Source organism: Croceicoccus sp. YJ47, from assembly GCF_016745095.1.
In the GTDB taxonomy this organism is placed as follows: domain Bacteria; phylum Pseudomonadota; class Alphaproteobacteria; order Sphingomonadales; family Sphingomonadaceae; genus Croceicoccus.
The window spans coordinates 3,164,693-3,181,161 of record NZ_CP067087.1 but is presented as its reverse complement, the minus strand read 5'-3'; the positions used below and the strand labels follow the sequence as shown (position 1 = coordinate 3,181,161).

At 64.3% G+C, this 16,469-nt stretch carries 18 protein-coding genes and 1 pseudogene; 8 read left to right on the top strand and 11 right to left on the bottom strand.

The window, feature by feature from the left end; genetic code table 11:
* The first annotated feature begins 11 nt into the window (after positions 1-11).
* The 5 genes from JD971_RS15535 (at position 12) to JD971_RS15515 (ending at position 4,561) form a co-directional block, all read left to right on the top strand.
* Positions 12-746 carry a peptidylprolyl isomerase gene (locus tag JD971_RS15535; RefSeq protein ID WP_202084812.1) on the top strand — a complete coding sequence of 245 codons (735 nt, stop codon included), beginning with the start codon at positions 12-14 and terminating at the stop codon, positions 744-746.
* 73 nt (positions 747-819) lie between these two features.
* Positions 820-1,848: a tRNA preQ1(34) S-adenosylmethionine ribosyltransferase-isomerase QueA gene (queA, locus tag JD971_RS15530; protein ID WP_202084810.1), complete on the top strand. Its 1,029-nt coding sequence runs from the start codon at positions 820-822 to the stop codon at positions 1,846-1,848.
* A gap of 36 nt (positions 1,849-1,884) precedes the next feature.
* Positions 1,885-2,856: an ABC transporter ATP-binding protein gene (locus JD971_RS15525; protein ID WP_202084808.1), complete on the top strand. Its 972-nt coding sequence runs from the start codon at positions 1,885-1,887 to the stop codon at positions 2,854-2,856.
* On the top strand, positions 2,853-3,626 hold the full coding sequence (locus JD971_RS15520) for an ABC transporter permease (protein ID WP_202084806.1): 774 nt from the start codon (positions 2,853-2,855) through the stop codon (positions 3,624-3,626). Before JD971_RS15525 ends, JD971_RS15520 begins: the two co-directional genes overlap by 4 nt.
* Before the next feature lie 17 nt (positions 3,627-3,643).
* Entirely contained in the window at positions 3,644-4,561 is a 918-nt protein-coding gene (locus tag JD971_RS15515; protein ID WP_202084804.1) for a YdiY family protein, read from the top strand.
* A 4-nt stretch (positions 4,562-4,565) separates the two neighbouring features.
* Here the strand turns inward: JD971_RS15515 and JD971_RS15510 are convergent, their stop codons facing one another.
* Complete coding sequence (locus tag JD971_RS15510) at positions 4,566-5,324, bottom strand: TSUP family transporter (protein ID WP_202084802.1); 759 nt, start codon at positions 5,322-5,324, stop codon at positions 4,566-4,568.
* A 75-nt stretch (positions 5,325-5,399) separates the two neighbouring features.
* Between JD971_RS15510 and JD971_RS15505 the strand changes: the two genes are divergently transcribed.
* Both JD971_RS15505 and tgt read left to right on the top strand, forming a co-directional pair.
* Positions 5,400-6,011 carry an alpha-ketoglutarate-dependent dioxygenase AlkB gene (locus tag JD971_RS15505; protein WP_202084801.1) on the top strand — a complete coding sequence of 204 codons (612 nt, stop codon included), beginning with the start codon at positions 5,400-5,402 and terminating at the stop codon, positions 6,009-6,011.
* Between the two features lie 10 nt (positions 6,012-6,021).
* The gene (tgt, locus tag JD971_RS15500) at positions 6,022-7,146 is read left to right on the top strand and encodes a tRNA guanosine(34) transglycosylase Tgt (RefSeq protein ID WP_202084799.1); all 1,125 of its coding nucleotides are present in this window, start codon (positions 6,022-6,024) and stop codon (positions 7,144-7,146) included.
* A 16-nt stretch (positions 7,147-7,162) separates the two neighbouring features.
* Here tgt and JD971_RS15495 read toward each other — a convergent pair whose 3' ends face one another.
* On the bottom strand, positions 7,163-7,381 hold the full coding sequence (locus tag JD971_RS15495) for a hypothetical protein (RefSeq protein WP_236672141.1): 219 nt from the start codon (positions 7,379-7,381) through the stop codon (positions 7,163-7,165).
* A 116-nt stretch (positions 7,382-7,497) separates the two neighbouring features.
* A complete protein-coding gene (gene rpsD, locus JD971_RS15490) occupies positions 7,498-8,112 on the bottom strand; it encodes a 30S ribosomal protein S4 (RefSeq protein WP_202084797.1) in 615 nt (204 codons plus the stop codon).
* Between the two features lie 198 nt (positions 8,113-8,310).
* On the opposite strand from rpsD, the gene JD971_RS15485 reads away from it, so the two are divergent.
* Complete coding sequence (locus tag JD971_RS15485) at positions 8,311-8,625, top strand: chorismate mutase (protein WP_202084796.1); 315 nt, start codon at positions 8,311-8,313, stop codon at positions 8,623-8,625.
* A gap of 8 nt (positions 8,626-8,633) precedes the next feature.
* Here the strand turns inward: JD971_RS15485 and JD971_RS15480 are convergent, their stop codons facing one another.
* From JD971_RS15480 to dnaG, 8 genes and pseudogenes are all read right to left on the bottom strand, one after another.
* Complete coding sequence (locus tag JD971_RS15480) at positions 8,634-9,359, bottom strand: RNA methyltransferase (RefSeq protein ID WP_202084794.1); 726 nt, start codon at positions 9,357-9,359, stop codon at positions 8,634-8,636.
* On the bottom strand, positions 9,356-9,820 hold the full coding sequence (nrdR, locus tag JD971_RS15475; protein WP_202084792.1) for a transcriptional regulator NrdR: 465 nt from the start codon (positions 9,818-9,820) through the stop codon (positions 9,356-9,358). The genes JD971_RS15480 and nrdR overlap by 4 nt, the downstream gene beginning before the upstream one ends.
* Positions 9,821-9,994, bottom strand: a complete 174-nt coding sequence (locus tag JD971_RS15470) for a hypothetical protein (RefSeq protein WP_202084790.1) — start codon at positions 9,992-9,994, stop codon at positions 9,821-9,823. It abuts the gene before it with no gap.
* 11 nt (positions 9,995-10,005) lie between these two features.
* Positions 10,006-11,301, bottom strand: coding sequence for a serine hydroxymethyltransferase (gene glyA / locus JD971_RS15465; RefSeq protein ID WP_202084787.1), 1,296 nt, complete (start codon positions 11,299-11,301; stop codon positions 10,006-10,008).
* A gap of 36 nt (positions 11,302-11,337) precedes the next feature.
* Complete coding sequence (rpiB, locus tag JD971_RS15460; RefSeq protein ID WP_202084785.1) at positions 11,338-11,775, bottom strand: ribose 5-phosphate isomerase B; 438 nt, start codon at positions 11,773-11,775, stop codon at positions 11,338-11,340.
* 104 nt (positions 11,776-11,879) lie between these two features.
* On the bottom strand, positions 11,880-12,416 hold the full coding sequence (locus JD971_RS15455) for a DUF2059 domain-containing protein (protein WP_202084783.1): 537 nt from the start codon (positions 12,414-12,416) through the stop codon (positions 11,880-11,882).
* Positions 12,417-12,466: 50 nt separating this feature from the next.
* Positions 12,467-14,482, bottom strand: a pseudogene (rpoD, locus tag JD971_RS15450) (RNA polymerase sigma factor RpoD).
* The gene (dnaG, locus tag JD971_RS15445) at positions 14,475-16,403 is read right to left on the bottom strand and encodes a DNA primase (RefSeq protein WP_202084781.1); all 1,929 of its coding nucleotides are present in this window, start codon (positions 16,401-16,403) and stop codon (positions 14,475-14,477) included. The pseudogene rpoD and the gene dnaG overlap by 8 nt, the downstream one beginning before the upstream one ends.
* Positions 16,404-16,469: the final 66 nt, after the last annotated feature.

Sequence of the window (16,469 nt, the reverse complement as noted above, 5' to 3'; positions counted from 1 at the left end):
ACGACACCGCAATGAAATTTCGCATGCTGACCGGTCTGGCCATGGCCACGTCCCTGTTCGCGGCCACTTCCGCCCAGGCACAGGATACAGTGCCGCAGGACGCGCCCGCGCAGGCTGCGCCGGCATCGGGCGCCGACCGGCCCGCCATCGCGCCGGCGATCGGCCCGACCTATTTCCAGATCGAGACCGACGCGAGCGTCGATCCCGACAATGTCCTCCTGCTCGACCTGTCGAATGGCGGGCGGGTGACGATCCGGCTGAAACCCGAATGGGCGCCGACGCATGTCGAACGGATCAAGACGCTCGCTCGTCAGGGATTTTACGATGGCGTCACGTTTCACCGCGTGATCGACGGCTTCATGGCACAGACCGGCGACCCGACGGGCACCGGCAATGGCGGTTCCTCGCTCCCCGATCTGAAGTCGGAATTCAATCGCGTGCCCCATTTGCGCGGTACGGTGTCGATGGCCCGGACGCAGGATCCCGATTCGGCCAATAGCCAGTTCTTCATCGTGTTCTATCCGCGCATGGCGCTCGACCGGGATTATACCAATTTCGGACGGGTTATCGGCGGTATGGAATATGCCGATGCGATCAACCGCGGCGAACCGCCCGCCAATCCGACGCGCATCGTGCAGGCCTCGCTCGGCAGCGAGAACGCACCGCGCCCGGCGGTCAACACCGCCCCGACGAGCGACGTGACCGCCGACATGCTGAACGCGCCTGTGGCGGACGCGGGCGAATAATCGCGGGCGCCATCGCGCGGTTTGCAGAATCCTGCGCTTTGCAAATGCGGCGCGCCCGGCCTAAGGGCGCGCCATGCGTGTCGACCTTTTCGATTTCGAACTTCCGCCTGAAAACATAGCGCTGCGTCCGGCGCGGCCGCGCGATGCCGCGCGCATGCTCGTCGCAGAGGGCGCAAGCGGAATTCGCGATGCCGGCGTCCGCGACCTGCCGCATGTGCTGCGGCGCGGGGATGTGCTGGTCTTCAACGATACGCGCGTCATTCCGGCCCGGCTCGAAGGGTATCGCGGGGAGGCGCGCATCGGTGCCACGCTGCACAAGCGGGTGGACCTGCGGCGCTGGCAGGCCTTCGTGAAGAATGCAAAGCGCCTGCGCGAAGGGGACGAGATCCGCTTTCCCGCCGAGGTGACCGCGACCGCCGAAACCCGCCACGACGATGGCAGCTGGACGCTGTATTTCGCGGGCGAGGAACCGGTCGAGGTGCTGCTCGAACGTGCGGGGACCATGCCCTTGCCCCCCTATATCGCGGGCAAGCGCGGCACGGACGCGCAGGACCGCGAGGATTACCAGACCATGTTCGCGCAGAAGGACGGCGCCGTCGCCGCGCCGACTGCCGCGCTTCATTTCACGCCGGAGCTTATCGCCGCGCTCGACGAGGCGGGCGTGGGCCGCGAAACGCTCACCCTGCACGTGGGGGCGGGGACGTTTCTTCCGGTGAAGGCCGACGACACCGCCGACCACGCGATGCATTCGGAATGGGGCCGGATCGATGCGCCGACCGCGGACCGTTTGAATGCCGCGCGCGCGGCTGGCGGACGGGTCATTTCGGTGGGAACGACCTCGCTGCGCGTACTGGAAAGCGCGAGCGGCGAGGACGGCATCATCCGCCCGTTCGAGGGGGATACCGATATTTTCATCACGCCGGGCTATCGGTTCCGCAGCGTCGACGGATTGATGACGAACTTCCATTTGCCCAAATCGACGCTGTTCATGCTGGTCAGCGCATTGATGGGGCTTGACCGGATGCAGGCGATTTACGCCCATGCGATTGCGGGGCGTTATCGTTTCTACAGCTATGGCGACGCCTCGCTTCTCATTCCCTGACTTGTAATGCGCAGGCCGCGGCCCCACTAAGCGGACGTGACTGATATTCTCGAAATTCGCGGGCTGACGAAGCAGTACGCGGGGCGCGGCGGTGCTCCTGCGGTAAAGGCTCTGGACAATGCCGACCTGACCATACGCCGGGGCGAGATTTTCGCGCTGCTCGGCCCCAATGGCGCGGGCAAGACCACGCTGATCGGGGCGGTGTGCGGGATGGTACGGCCGACCTCCGGACAAATCGTCGCATTCGGCCACGACATGGCCGACGACTGGCGCCGGGCGCGGGCGAAGATCGGGCTGGTGCCGCAGGAGCTGGGCTTCGACATGTTCGAGACCGTGGGCCGGTCCATCGCCTATTCCCGCGGGCTTTTCGGGGCGCCGGCGGACCCGGCGCGGATCGAATCGGTGCTGCGCTCGCTCCAATTATGGGACAAGCGGGAGGCGCAGATCCGCACGCTTTCGGGCGGAATGAAGCGGCGCGTGCTCATCGCCAAGGCGCTGTCGCACGATCCGGACCTCCTGTTCCTCGACGAGCCGACCGCGGGCGTCGATGTGGAGCTGCGCCGCGACATGTGGCGGCTCATCGCGCAATTGCGGGACAATGGCACGACCATCATCCTCACCACCCATTATATCGAGGAGGCGGAGGAAATGGCCGACCGGGTCGGCGTGATCGACAAGGGGCGCATCCTGCTCGTCGATGAAAAGGACGCCATGATGGCCCGGCTCGGCCGGACGGAGGCGCGCTTTACCCTTGCCGAAGCGACGGGCGATGTTCCGCAAGCATTGGACCGTTTCCCCGTGACGTTGGCCGAGGGGGGCACGGTGCTGTGCTATCGCGGCGGCGACGGATCGGGCAAGGGCAAGCAGGAGGTGGCCGAACTCGCCCGCACGCTCACCATCGAGGGGATCGTGTTCACCGCGCTCGACCAGAAGGAATCGAGCCTGGAGGACATTTTCGTCGATCTCGTCCAGAATGAAGAAGATATGTCCGGGGGGCAGGGCGCATGAACGCCGGTTTCAACACACGCGGCGCATTCGCCATCTATCGCAATGAATTATACCGGGCGTGGCGGGCCGTGTTCGGCACCATCGTGTCGCCGGTCATCACCACCTGCCTTTACTTCGTCGTGTTCGGCGCGGCGATCGGCGGGCGCATGAACAATGTCGGCGGGGTGGATTACGGCGCCTTCATCGTGCCGGGCCTGCTCCTGCTCACGCTTTTGTCCGAAAGCACGTCCAACGCCAGCTTCGGCATCTACATGCCGCGCTTTACCGGCTCGATTTACGAGCTGCTGTCGGCGCCGGTGGGGGTGGGCGAAACGCTCATCGGCTTTATCGGGGCGGCGGTGACGAAATCGCTCATTCTCGCGGCGATTATCCTCGCGACCGCGACGATCTTCGTCGATTACCGGATCGAGCATCCGCTGCTCGCCTTCGGCTTCATCATATTGGTGGCCTGCGCCTTTTCGCTGTTCGGGTTCATCCTGGGCCTGTGGGCCGAGGGGTTCGAGAAATTGCAGATGATCCCGCTGCTCGTGCTCACGCCGCTGACGTTCCTTGGCGGTACGTTCTATTCGATCGACATGCTGGCGGCGCCGTGGCGCACCATCGCGCTGTTCAATCCGATCGTCTATCTGGTGAGCGGGCTGCGCTGGACCTTTTACGGGGAGGCGGATGTCAGCATCGGCGTCGCGGCGGGGCTGACGCTCGCATTCCTGGCGCTGTGCATTGCGATCATCGCATGGATCTTCAAGACCGGTTGGCGCCTGCGCGACTGATTGGTAAGCGCGCTGGCATGAAGACCGTTGCCGCTCCGCTTATCCTCGCAACCGCCGTCCTGCCCGCACCGGCCCGTGCCGCGTTGCCCGAAGGGGTGCGCGCCATGGTGGAGGCAGCGATCGCCACTGGCGACCTTGCCAAGGTGGAAACCGTGGTCGAACTCGCGCGGCAGACGCACCCGGCCGACACGCGCGAGATCAACACGCTGTATCAAGAGTTTCAGGATCGCCGCCGCACGCGCCTCGCCGAAGAGCAGCAGCGCAAGGAAAAGGCGATTCGCAACGCCCATCTCTTCGATTACTGGAAGGGGAAGGGCGAGGTCGGTGCGTTCCGCTCCACGGGGAACACGCGCAACACGGGCTTTACCGGGGCGCTGTCGCTCGAACGCGTGGGCATCGACTGGCAGCACCGCATCGCCGCCCGCGTCGATTATCAGCGCAGTTCGGGCAATACGACGCGCGAACAATATCGCGCATCGTACGAACCCAATTATAATTTTTCGGAAAAAGGCTTCGTATTCGGGCTGTTTCAGTATGAGCGCGACAGGTTTCAGGGATTTACCTCCCGCTATTCCGCGTCGGGCGGGGTGGGGTATCGCGTGCTCGAACGCGATGGGCTGCAATTGTCGGTAAAGGGCGGGCCGGCGCTGCGGTCGGCGACGCTCGTGCCGGAGGGGCGCGAACGTTTCATCGCGGCGCTGGGCGCGATGGATCTCGATTGGCAGGTGACGAAAGTCATCGGCGTCACGCAGGAGGCCAACATGTTCCTGCGCGCCGGCAATAGCAGCTTCAACGCGCTGAGCGGGGTGGAGGCAGGGATCGGCGACGGGCTGAAGGCGCGGCTGTCCTATTCGCTGCAACACGAAACGGGGCCGCCCGATGGCGCACTCAAGACCGACACGCTTTCGCGCTTCACGCTGATCTATGATTTTTAAGCGATCAGCCCGCGAACCAGTCCCATAGGAGCCGCGCCGTCAGCGCAATGCTGATGATGACGAGCAACGGCCGGATCAGCTTCGCCCCGTGCTTGACCGCAAAGCGCGAACCGATCCACGAGCCGGTCATCGAGCCCATCGCCATGCTCAACCCCACGGCCCAGATGATCTTGCCCCCGAACGCGAACAGCAGCACGCTGGCCAGATTGGTCATCATGTTGAAAAGCTTCGCATTGGCCGTCGCCCGCGTCAGCCCTTCACCGCGCAGCCCGACCTGCGATGCGGCAAAGAAACTTCCCGTTCCCGGCCCGAAGAACCCGTCGTAGAACCCGATCCCCGTCGCCACCGGGGCATATCCCCGCCGCGACAGGCGCTCCTGCGAGGGAACGTCGTCCATGCGCGGCGAAAGCAGCACGTAAAGCGCGACCGCCATCAGGAACAGCGGCACGATGAGTTGCAGCACCGCGGGTGAAATCCGCTGCACCATGAAGGCGCCGAACGCCGCGCCGGCAAACGCCAGCAGCGCCAGCCATTTTTCGTTCCGCCAGTCGACGAGGCCGGCCTTCGTATAATTGCGAAACGCCATGGTGGTGGCAAAGATCGACTGCGTCTTGTTCGTGCCGAGCGCGAGTTGCGGCGGCAGGCCCGCGAAGAGGAGCGCGGGCACGGTAATGAGCCCGCCGCCGCCCGCGATCGAGTCGATAAAGCCGGTGAGCACCGCAACAAGGGCGAGGGCCGCAATGACCCAGAGTTCGAGTTCCATGCCCCTCGCCTTAGCGCAATCGTGCCGCGTGTGAACCCATTGTGCAGGGCACGCGGCGCAACCATATCACGCGAAATGCCCGTTCAGCCCGACCTTTTCGCCGCCGATACGCCGCCCGCCGCGCCGCCCGGCCTGACCCTCGCCGAACCGGCGATCGACGCGGATTGGGAACGCCGGTTGGCGCAGCATATCGACGACAGCGGCTTGGAACCCTTTCGCTTTCAGCAATGGACGGGAAAGCGGCTGACCCGCTCGTTCGGGTGGCATTACGATTTCACCGGCGGCGGCTTGCGGCGCGGCGAGGCGATGCCGGACTGGCTGCTGCGGTTGCGCGACACGGTGGCCGCCTCGTTCGGCGAGGAACCCGGCGCGTTCGAACAGGCGCTCGTCATCCGCTACGATCCGGGCGCGGGGATCGGATGGCATCGCGACCGGCCGCAATTCGGGCGCGTGATGGGGCTTTCGCTTGGCGCGGCGGCGGAAATGCGGCTGCGTCTGCGGCGCCGGGATGGCGGATTCGAACGGCTCAGCGTGCCGCTCGATCCGCGTGCGGCCTACCGGCTCGACGGAGAAGCGCGGCGCGATTGGGAGCATTCGATCCTCCCCATGGAGGCGACGCGCTGGTCCGTGACGTTCCGTTCGCTGGCGGGCGACGCCGGGCGTGACGGGGCGTTTCAACGCGGCTAAGGACGGCGCCATGACCCGATTTTCGTTCTCCATCGACGCCCGCGACGGGCAGGCGCGCACCGGCGCCATCACCATGCAGCGCGGCACGATCCGCACGCCCGCCTTCATGCCCGTCGGCACCGCCGCCACGGTCAAGGCGATGAAGGTGGAGGACGTGCGCGCAACGGGCGCGGGCATCATCCTCGGCAATACCTATCACCTGATGCTCCGGCCCGGTGCGGAGCGCGTGGCCCGGCTCGGCGGGTTGCATGCGTTCATGGGGTGGGACCGCCCGATCCTGACCGATAGCGGCGGTTATCAGGTGATGAGCCTCTCGGACCTGCGCAAGATCACCGAGGAAGGGGTTACCTTCAAAAGCCACCTCGACGGTTCGAAGCACGCGCTGACCCCGGAACGGTCGATGGAGATACAGCGCCTGCTTGGCTCCGACATTGTCATGGCGTTCGACGAATGCCCCCGCGCGGATCAGTCGCGCGATGTCATCGCGGCCTCGATGGAAATGTCAATGCGCTGGGCCAGACGCAGCCGCAAGGGCTTCGACGCGGGGGGCGAGCACGCCCAACGTGCCGCGCTGTTCGGCATACAGCAGGGCGCGCTTGACCAGGATCTGCGCCGGATTTCAGCCGAAAAACTGACCGAGATCGGCTTTGACGGCTATGCCATCGGCGGCCTTGCGGTGGGTGAGGGGCAGGAGGCGATGTTCGCCACGCTCGATTTCGCGCCGGGCCAATTGCCGGATGACCGGCCCCGCTATCTCATGGGGGTGGGCAAGCCGGACGATCTGGTCGGCGCGGTGGAGCGCGGCGTCGACATGTTCGATTGCGTGCTGCCGTCGCGATCGGGCCGCAATGGGCAGGCTTTCACCTGGACCGGGCCGATCAATATTCGCAATGCACGTTTTGCCGAGGATACGGACCCGGTCGATCCGCGCTGCTCCTGCGCGACCTGCGGCAAATATACGCGGGCGTATCTGCACCATCTCGTCCGTTCCGGAGAGATTTTGGGTGCGATGCTGATGACGGAACATAATCTGTCGTTTTATCAGCAATTGATGCAGGCGATGCGCGAGGCGATCGGTGCGGGACGTTTCGCGCAATTCGCGGCGCAATTCCGGAGCGATTACCTGCGGACATAGCAGCCGCTTTTGCAGACTATGCCGCGATCGACGTCTCGGCGGCCGGTTCGACTTCGCGCATCTGCAGCTCGGTTTCGCAATACTGGAAGAATTCGCCGCTTCCATCGTTGAGATAGCCGGCGCCGATCGAACAGGCGTGCCGCTGCGCCAGGGCAAGGCTCGGATACCATTTGCCGGTCTTGTTCGGAGTGATGAAGCGATATTCCATAGTAGCGGAACAATGCGCAAACATCATGGACGGTTCCCGGCGAAACGTATTGAAACATCTGGAAATATTCGGCGCGCGTGGCCCATGAAAAAGAGCGGGAAAAACCCGCCCTTTCCATCGTTCGTAGCGTGTCGGAATTCCGATCAGCGCGAGTAGAACTCGACCACCAGATTGGGCTCCATCTTCACCGGATAGGGCACCTCGTCGAGGGTCGGCACGCGGGTGAAGGTCACCTTGTCGTCGCCGTCGACCGACACGTAATCGGGAATTTCACGCTCGGGCAGGCTCTGCGCCTCGATGACGAGCGCCATTTCCTTCGCCTTGTCGCCGAGCGAGATCACGTCGCCGACGAAGCAGCGGCGCGAGGGAATGTTGCACTTCACGCCATTGACCTTGATGTGGCCGTGGTTGACGATCTGACGCGCGGCGAAGATCGTCGGCGCGAATTTCGCGCGATAGACGATCATGTCGAGACGCTGCTCGAGCAGGCCGATCAGGTTCTGGCCGGTATCGCCCTTGATCCGCGAGGCTTCCTGATAGGTGCTCTTGAACTGCTTTTCCGTGACGTCGCCGTAATAGCCCTTGAGCTTCTGCTTCGCGCGGAGCTGCAGGCCGAAATCGCTGACCTTGCTCTTGCGGCGCTGGCCGTGCTGACCGGGGCCGTAGGAACGCTTGTTCACCGGGGAATTGGGACGACCCCAGATGTTTTCGCCCATCCGGCGATCGAGCTTATGCTTGGCGCTCTTGCGCTTCGACATGACATGTCCTTTCAAAAATGCAATCGCCGCCCGGGATGGCGGCGCTTCAACCCGGTATCGCTCCGGCGGGCCGGAATGCCCGCCGTGGCTGCCGCTTCACCGGGGTGCGGAGCCAATTTGCGTGGCGCGCCCTTCGCAGATATGCGCGGCTGCGTCAAGCGTCTCGACAATGGCGCGCGGTCCGGGCAGATGTGGCGCATGACCGATACGACATTGCCCGCCAGCCAGTGCACCACCATGGAAGAGGTGCGCGCCGGCGTTGACGAAACCGACCGCCGCATCGTCGCGCTGCTCGCGGACCGTTTCGCCTACATGCGCGCGGCCTCCCGGATCAAGCCGACGCGCGACGCCGTGCGCGACGAACCGCGCAAGCGTGCGGTGATCGACGCCGCCGTGGCCGAGGCAAAGAACCATGAGCTTCCCGCCGATTTCGTCGCCCGCATGTGGGAGGACATGGTCGAAACGTCGATCGCGTATGAAATGCGGCACTGGGACGCGCGCCGCGGCGGGTAGGGCCGGATTCAGTCGCGCGGGGTTCGCGCCAGCGCCGAAAGCACCCCGCGCATCGCCCGCACCTCCAGCGTATTCCAGCCAGGCTTGGTCAGCATCGTGCGCAAGGTGCGGCGCGTCGCGATCGCCCGGCTCGGCGGCAGGAAATAGCCCTTCGGCTCCAGCATGGTTTCAAGCTGTCCGATCATCCCCTCAAGCTCGACCTGCGGGGCCGGGGGCAGGGTGTCTTCCTGCGTCGGTTGGGCGAGCGGGCGTTCGCGCCCCGCGGCCTTCGACCATTCGTAGGACAACAGGATCACCGCCTGCGCAAGGTTCAGCGAGCCGAACTCGGGATTGATCGGCACCGTCACGATATTGCGGGCAAGCGCGACGTCATCGGTTTCGAGACCCGACCGCTCCGGCCCGAACAGGATCGCATGGCGGCCCTCGTCGCGGATCATCGCGTCCGCTGCCGCTCCCGGGGTGAGCACGGGCTTCGTCACGCCGCGCTTTCGCACCGTCGTTGCGTGGACATGTTCGCAATCGGCCACCGCGTCGGCCACGGTATCGAACACGCGCGCGCGTTCGAGCACGACATCCGCACCCGCCGCCGCCGGCCCGGCCGAAGGATTTGGCCATCCGTCGCGCGGCGCGACGAGCCGCATCTCGACCAGCCCGAAATTGAGCATCGCACGGGCCGCCTTCCCGATGTTTTCGCCCAGCTGCGGACGCACGAGCACGATGACCGGGTCGGTCATGGCTCTGCCGCCGCGCCGGTCACCGCACTGGCGAATTGTTCGAAATCGCGGGCCTCGCTGAAATCGCGATAGACGCTGGCGAAACGGATATAGGCGACCGGGTCGAGCTGACGGAGGCCTTCCATCACCATTTCGCCGATGGCCGCGGCGTCGATTTCCGCCTCGCCGCGGGTTTCCACCTGGCGCTGTACGCCGGACACGAGCTGATCGATGCGTTCCTGCGCGATGTCGCGCTTGCGACAGGCGAGCGATACGGCATGCTCGATCTTCGCCCGGTCGAACGCCTCGCGCCGATCGCCGCTTTTGACCACGGTGATCTCGCGAAGCTGGATGCGTTCGAATGTGGTAAAGCGGGCGCCGCAGCCTTCGCATTGGCGCCGCCGCCGGATCGCGGTGTTATCCTCGGTCGGGCGGCTGTCCTTTACCTGGCTGTTATCGTTGGCGCAAAATGGGCAGCGCAATCAGATCTTTCCTTTTGCCTTCGCATAGCCGAGGCCGCCCCCGACGACACCGCCGATCAGCGGACCGACGAACGGCACCGGAATGGCGATCAACGCTCCGATCGCACCCCATTTCAACGCGGTCTTCGTTTCGGGCGTCATGCCTTCGTTCGGGCGTTTGTCGTATTCATTCATCTAGCGGCTCCTCATGCGTAGATCGGGAATCGATCGCACAGGCCTTCGACGCGTTCGCGGACATTGCGTTCCACATCGGGGTCGCCTTCTTCACCCTTCGCACGCAACCCGTCGAGCACGTCGGCCAGCATGTTGCCGATCTCGCGGAATTCCGCCGGGCCGAAACCGCGCGTGGTGTCGGCCGGCGTGCCGACCCGGATGCCGCTCGTCTTGACAGGCGGCAGAGGATCGAACGGGATGCCGTTCTTGTTGCAGGTGATGCCGGCGCGCTCCAGCGCCTCGTCCGCATCCTTGCCCGTCACGCCAAGCGGGGTCAGGTCGACCAGCACGACATGCGTATCTGTGCCGCCGGACACGATCTCGGCGCCGCGCTCCTTCAACGTGGCGGCAAGCGTGCGGGCATTTTCGATCACGCGCGCGGCGTAATCCTTGAATTCGGGGCGCAGCGCTTCACCGAACGCCACCGCCTTCGCGGCGATGACATGCATGAGCGGTCCGCCCTGAAGCCCCGGAAACACGGCGGAGTTCAGCTTTTTCGCGAGCTTCTCGTCATTGGTGAGGATCATGCCGCCGCGCGGACCGCGCAATGTCTTATGCGTGGTGGTCGTCGCGATATGCGCGTGGGGGAAGGGGGAGGGGTGGGCACCCGCCGCCACCAGCCCTGCGAAATGCGCCATGTCGACATGCAGGATCGCGCCGACCTTGTCCGCGATTTCGCGCATGCGGGCAAAATCGATGATGCGGGGATAGGCACTCCCGCCCGCGATGATCAGCTTGGGCTGATGCTCGGTCGCGAGGCGCTCGACCTCGTCATAACCGATGAGGTGATCGTCGCGGCGCACGCCATATTGCACCGCGTTGAACCATTTGCCCGACATCGCGGCGCGCGCACCATGCGTCAGATGCCCGCCTGCGTCGAGGCTCATGCCCAAAATCGTGTCGCCCGGCTTCACACAGGCGAGCATGACCGCGCCGTTGGCCTGCGCGCCCGAATGCGGCTGCACATTGGCATAGTCGCAGCCGAACAATTGCTTCGCCCGGTCGATGGCCAACGTTTCGACCGCATCGGACGGGCCGCAGCCCTGGTAATACCGCTTGCCGGGATAGCCCTCGGCATATTTGTTGGTGAGGACCGAGCCCTGCGCCTCCAGCACCGCTTTCGACACGATGTTTTCCGAAGCGATCAGCTCGATCTGCTTCTGCTCGCGCTTCAGCTCGGCGCCGATGGCATCGGCCACGGCGGAATCGGTGCTCGCAAGGTCGTCGGTGAAAAAGCCGGGGGCGCGGATCGCGGTTTCGGTGGTCATGGCATCAGGTCCGTTGCAACAAGAGGGATCGGCGGTTCAGCAGGAGGGATTGGACAGTTTTTCGACACGGCCCGCATGGCGGCCCCCGCCGAATTCCGTCGAAAGAAAGGCGTCGAGGCAGGCTTTGGCCATGTCCGGCCCGGTCAGACGCGCGCCCATGGCGATGCAATTGGCATCGTTGTGTTCGCGGGCCAGCGCGGCCGAAAGCGGTTCGGATACCAGCGCGCAGCGGCACGCGGCATTGCGGTTCACCGCCATGGAAATCCCGATGCCCGAACCGCACAGCGCCACGCCAAATTGCGCGGTGCCATCGGCAATGACGGAGGCGAGCGAGTAGCCGTAATCGGGGTAATCGACACGCGCGTCGGTTTCGGGGCCAAGGTCGGCGACCTCGTGCCCCTGCTCGATCAGCCAGTCGCGCAATTCCGCCTTCAACGCGACGGCGGCATGGTCGGAGGCGATGGCGATACGCATGAGAAAAGCTCCTGCAACAGATGCGCCCGCCCATAGGGCGCGATCCCGCGATGCGCCACCCCCTTGGCACACGGCGGCGGCAATTTATCGACCGGAACGGCGCCTTATCCCGCGTCCTGCGCCTCCAGATAGGCGATCAGCCGCGATTCCACGCGTTTGCGCAGTTCGGGCATCATCGCCATGATTTCAGAGATATAGGCCTCGTTCGCATCGGCGAATGCGGGATTTTCGATCATCTTCACGGACCGCATGAGAAAGGTCGAACCCGTCGGCGTTTTGACGAAATCGGCAATATCGCGCAATTCCGCTTCGCTGAACTCGTCGCGATAGGCGATCGCGTAGGAATCCATGAGCGCGGGAATATGCCGCGCCAGCACGGTCTTGCCCTCGGCGAGAAACCGGTTGGTTTCCTCCTCCACGATGGCGCGCACGCCGGGCGGGACGTCGGCGCCCACCGCGTTCATCATCTGTGCCGACATGGCATCGGCGACACCGCCGAACATCTCGGCCCGCTGCGCCTGGGGATAGGCGTCGGCGACGATCTGTCGGGCGAGGGCGAGGGCGCTTTCCTCATCCGCATGGGCCGGTGCGGCGATGATGGTACCGATCAGGGCGGCGACAGGAAATGCCAGGCGAATCATGTGAAAAACCCCTCTCCGAACGGTCGGAGAGGGGCTTGGATCAGGCGGGCTTACTGGTCAAGGAAGCTGCGCATCTTGCGGCTGCGGCTCGGATGCTTGAGCTTGCGCAGCGCCTTGGCCTCGATCTGGCGGATACGTTCGCGGGTGACGGAAAACTGCTGTCCGACCTCCTCCAGCGTATGATCGGTGTTCATGCCGATGCCGAACCGCATGCGCAGAACGCGCTCCTCACGCGGGGTCAGGCTGGCGAGGACGCGGGTGACGGTTTCCTTCAGATTGGCTTGGATCGCGGCATCGACAGGGATGATCGCGTTCTTGTCCTCGATGAAATCGCCGAGATGCGAATCCTCCTCGTCGCCGATGGGGGTCTCGAGGCTGATGGGTTCCTTGGCGATCTTCATCACCTTGCGAACCTTTTCGAGCGGCATCGACAGCTTTTCGGCCATCTCCTCCGGCGTGGGTTCGCGGCCCTGATCGTGGAGGAACTGCCGGCTCGTGCGGACCAGCTTGTTGATCGTCTCGATCATGTGGACCGGGATGCGGATCGTGCGCGCCTGATCGGCGATCGACCGGGTGATAGCCTGCCGAATCCACCAGGTCGCATAGGTGCTGAACTTGTAACCGCGGCGATATTCGAATTTGTCGACCGCCTTCATCAGGCCGATATTGCCTTCCTGAATGAGGTCGAGGAATTGCAGCCCGCGATTGGTGTATTTCTTGGCGATGGAAATCACGAGGCGCAGGTTCGCCTCCACCATTTCCTTCTTCGCGATCCGGGCCTCGCGCTCCGCCTTCTGCACCATGTTCACGATGCGGCGGAATTCGGGCAGGCTCATGCCGGTCTGCGCCGCGATGTCCGAAATCTCGATGCGGATACGCTCGACCGAATCGGCTTCCTTCTCGGCGAAGGCGGCCCATTTCTTGTCCTTACCCGCCATTTCGGTGAGCCAGTTTTCATCGAGCTCGTTGCCGATATATTCCTTGAGGAAATCGGCGCGCTTCACCTTGTGCCGTTCGGCGAGGCGCAGCATCTGGCCGCCCAGCGCCGTCAGGCGGCGGTTGAAGGCATAGAGATTGTCGACGAGAAACTCGATCTTCGTCGCGTGGAACTGCATGCTCTCGACCTAGGCCGTGAGCTCGTCCGACAGGTTCTCGTACTGCTTTTCGCGCGCATCGGGAAAGCTGTCCCCGCGGGCGAGCGATTCCATGCGGTCGGTCTGCAATGTCTCGAACTGCCGGAACAACGTCGTGATCCGGGCAAAACGTTCGATCGCGTCAGGCTTGAGCGCGGCCTCCATCTGCGCGAGGGAGAGCGTGTTGTCCTCTTCCTCCTCGTCGTCGCGCTTCGACTTTTCGCCGTCCTCGCCGTCTTCGGATTCGCTGTCGTCGTCATTGTCGTCGTCCTTGAACGACGGGCCGGCGGTTTCCTCGCTGATTTCGCCGTCCTTGCCGTCATCCTCGTTTTCGAGGTTTTCCGGCGCCGGCTCCTTCGACAACATCGCGTCGAGATCGAGAATCTCGCGAAGCTGCATCTCCTCGTTGTTGAGCGCCTCGGACCAGTGGATGATCGCGTGGAAGGTGATCGGGCTCTGGCACAGGCCCATGATCATCATGTCGCGGCCTGCCTCGATCCGCTTGGCGATGGCGATCTCGCCCTCGCGGCTGAGCAGTTCGACCGCGCCCATCTCGCGCAGGTACATGCGAACCGGGTCGTCGGTCCGCTCGTTCGTCTCTTTCTTCTTGGCCGGGGCCTGATGCTCGGTCTTGGGATCCTTCGCATCGGCGCCATCATCGGCAATCTCATCGACGCCGCCGGCATCCGGATTGTCCGAATCGCCATCGCCTTCGGAATCGTCGTCGTTTTCTACGATATTGACACCCATCTCGCTGATCGCGGACATGACGTCCTCGATCTGCTCGGACGACATCTGATCCTGGGGCAGCGCCTCGTTCAGTTCGTCATAGGTGATGATGCCGCGCTTCTTGGCGCGCGCGATCAGCTTCTTGATCGCGCCTTCGTTCAGATCGATGAGCGGCGCATCGCCGGTTTCGCCCTTGTCAGCCATGTTCGGTCGTTCTGCTCTTTCCTGCCGTATCGTCCGCGACATTTGCGGATGGTGTCCCTCGCGAGGCTGCCATTTGCACAAGACGGCGTTCGAATTCCAGTTTTCTGTTAAGCAAACGCTGCTGTTCTACAAAAGCTCCCTCCGGATCTTCGGCAAAACGCGCGGTCGCGTCGGCCAGCGCCGCCTCGATCGCCGGCTTTTCAACCAGCAGACCGATGGCTTCCGCCAGTTCTTGCGTGGCTTCGGCCGGCGTTGTTCGATCGGTCAAGAAGGCAAATCGCATGCCGCCGATCGTTTCCCTGTCGGGCAGGGCCAGTCCACGTACCTGCAATATGGCCGCAATATCTTTTGTTTCAAGCGGTTTTCTGCGCCCTGTCCCGGCATCGGCCATGCCATCATCGACAAGCGAGAGCATCGCATCGAGCGCGGCGGCATGGTGCGGGTTCGCGGGATGAAGCCGGGCAAGCCGTTCGGCATAATGGTCGAGGCATTCGGGATGGCGCAGCAAGCCGCCGAGGATCGCGGCAATCAGCCTGTCGCGCGCCGCCGCCGGCGTCATCTGGCGAAGTTCCTGCGAGGGTGGTTGAATCGCCGGCCGCCGGTCGAAACCCCGCTTTCCCGCCGGTGCCCGCACGAAATCCTTGCCCCGTTCCCGCCGGGGAAAGGCGAAGGCGCCATAGCGATCGAGGAGTTCCCGGCGATAGAGCGAGCGTATGTCGCTGTCCGCGATGGTATCGACATGGGCGAGCAGGCGGCTTTTCAGGCCCGCCTTGTCCTCCGGCGTGGAGAGCGGCGCGGCGGCGCGTTCGTGGCGCCAGATGATCTCGGCCAGCCCCTCGCCATTCCTGAGAAGTTCGGCAAAGGCGCTCGCCCCGTCGCGGCGGATGAGATCGTCGGGGTCCATGCCTTCGGGAAGGGTGACGATGCGCAGGCTATGCCCCGGGCGCAGCAACGGAAGCGCCCGCGATATGGCCCGCATCGCCGCGCGTTGCCCCGCCGCATCGCCGTCGAAACACAGCACGGGGACGGGTACGAGCCGCCACAATATCTCCAGCTGCGCATCGGTCAGCGCGGTGCCCATCGGGGCCACGGCCTCCGCGATCCCCGCATCGGCGAGCGCGACCACATCCAGGTAACCTTCGACGACGACGATTCGATTCGCCTGCCGTGACGCGGTCGCCGCGCGGTGGAGATTGTAAAGCGTGCGCCCCTTGTCGAAGACCGGCGTTTCGGGCGAATTGAGGTATTTCGGCGCCTTGGTATCGGCATCGAGGATGCGCCCGCCAAAGCCGACGACCCGCCCGCGGCGATCCTGAATCGGGAGTGTGAGCCGCCCGCGAAACCGGTCATAGGGCGGCTTGTTCTCCACATCGATGAGCAGGCCCGCCTCGACCAGCATGTCGGTTGGAAAGCCGGAGAGCGCTTCCTTTATCGCGCCGCGCGAATCGGGCGCATAGCCGAAACCGAATTCCCGGATCGCCTTTTCGGAAAAGCCCCGCTGCGCCAGATATTGCCGCGCCGTCTGCCCCACATCGGAGGCGAGATTGCGGACCATCCACCCCTGCGCCTCGGCAAGCACGTCGTGCAGCGTCGCGCGTTGTTCCGCGGCCTGCGCCGCACGGGGATCGGGCGCCGGCATTTCCAGCCCGGCCTCGCTCGCCAGCTCCTTGACCGCGTCGATGAAAGGCAGGCCGCGCTGATCCGTGAGCCAGCGGATCGCATCGCCGTGCGCGCCGCAGCCGAAGCAATGGTAAAAACCCTTGGCATCATTGACGTAGAAACTGGGCGTGTTTTCGTTGTGAAAGGGGCAGCACGCCTTGAACTCGTGCCCTGCCTTTTGCAGGCGCGTGGTCCGGTTGACGACCGCGGACAGCGTGATCCGCGATCGCAATTCGTCCAGCCATTGCGGGGAGAGCGCCATGCCCGCTTCCCTGCGCGGATGAGCCGCGCAAATCAAGCGGCGCTTGCGGCCCTCCGTCAGCTTCCG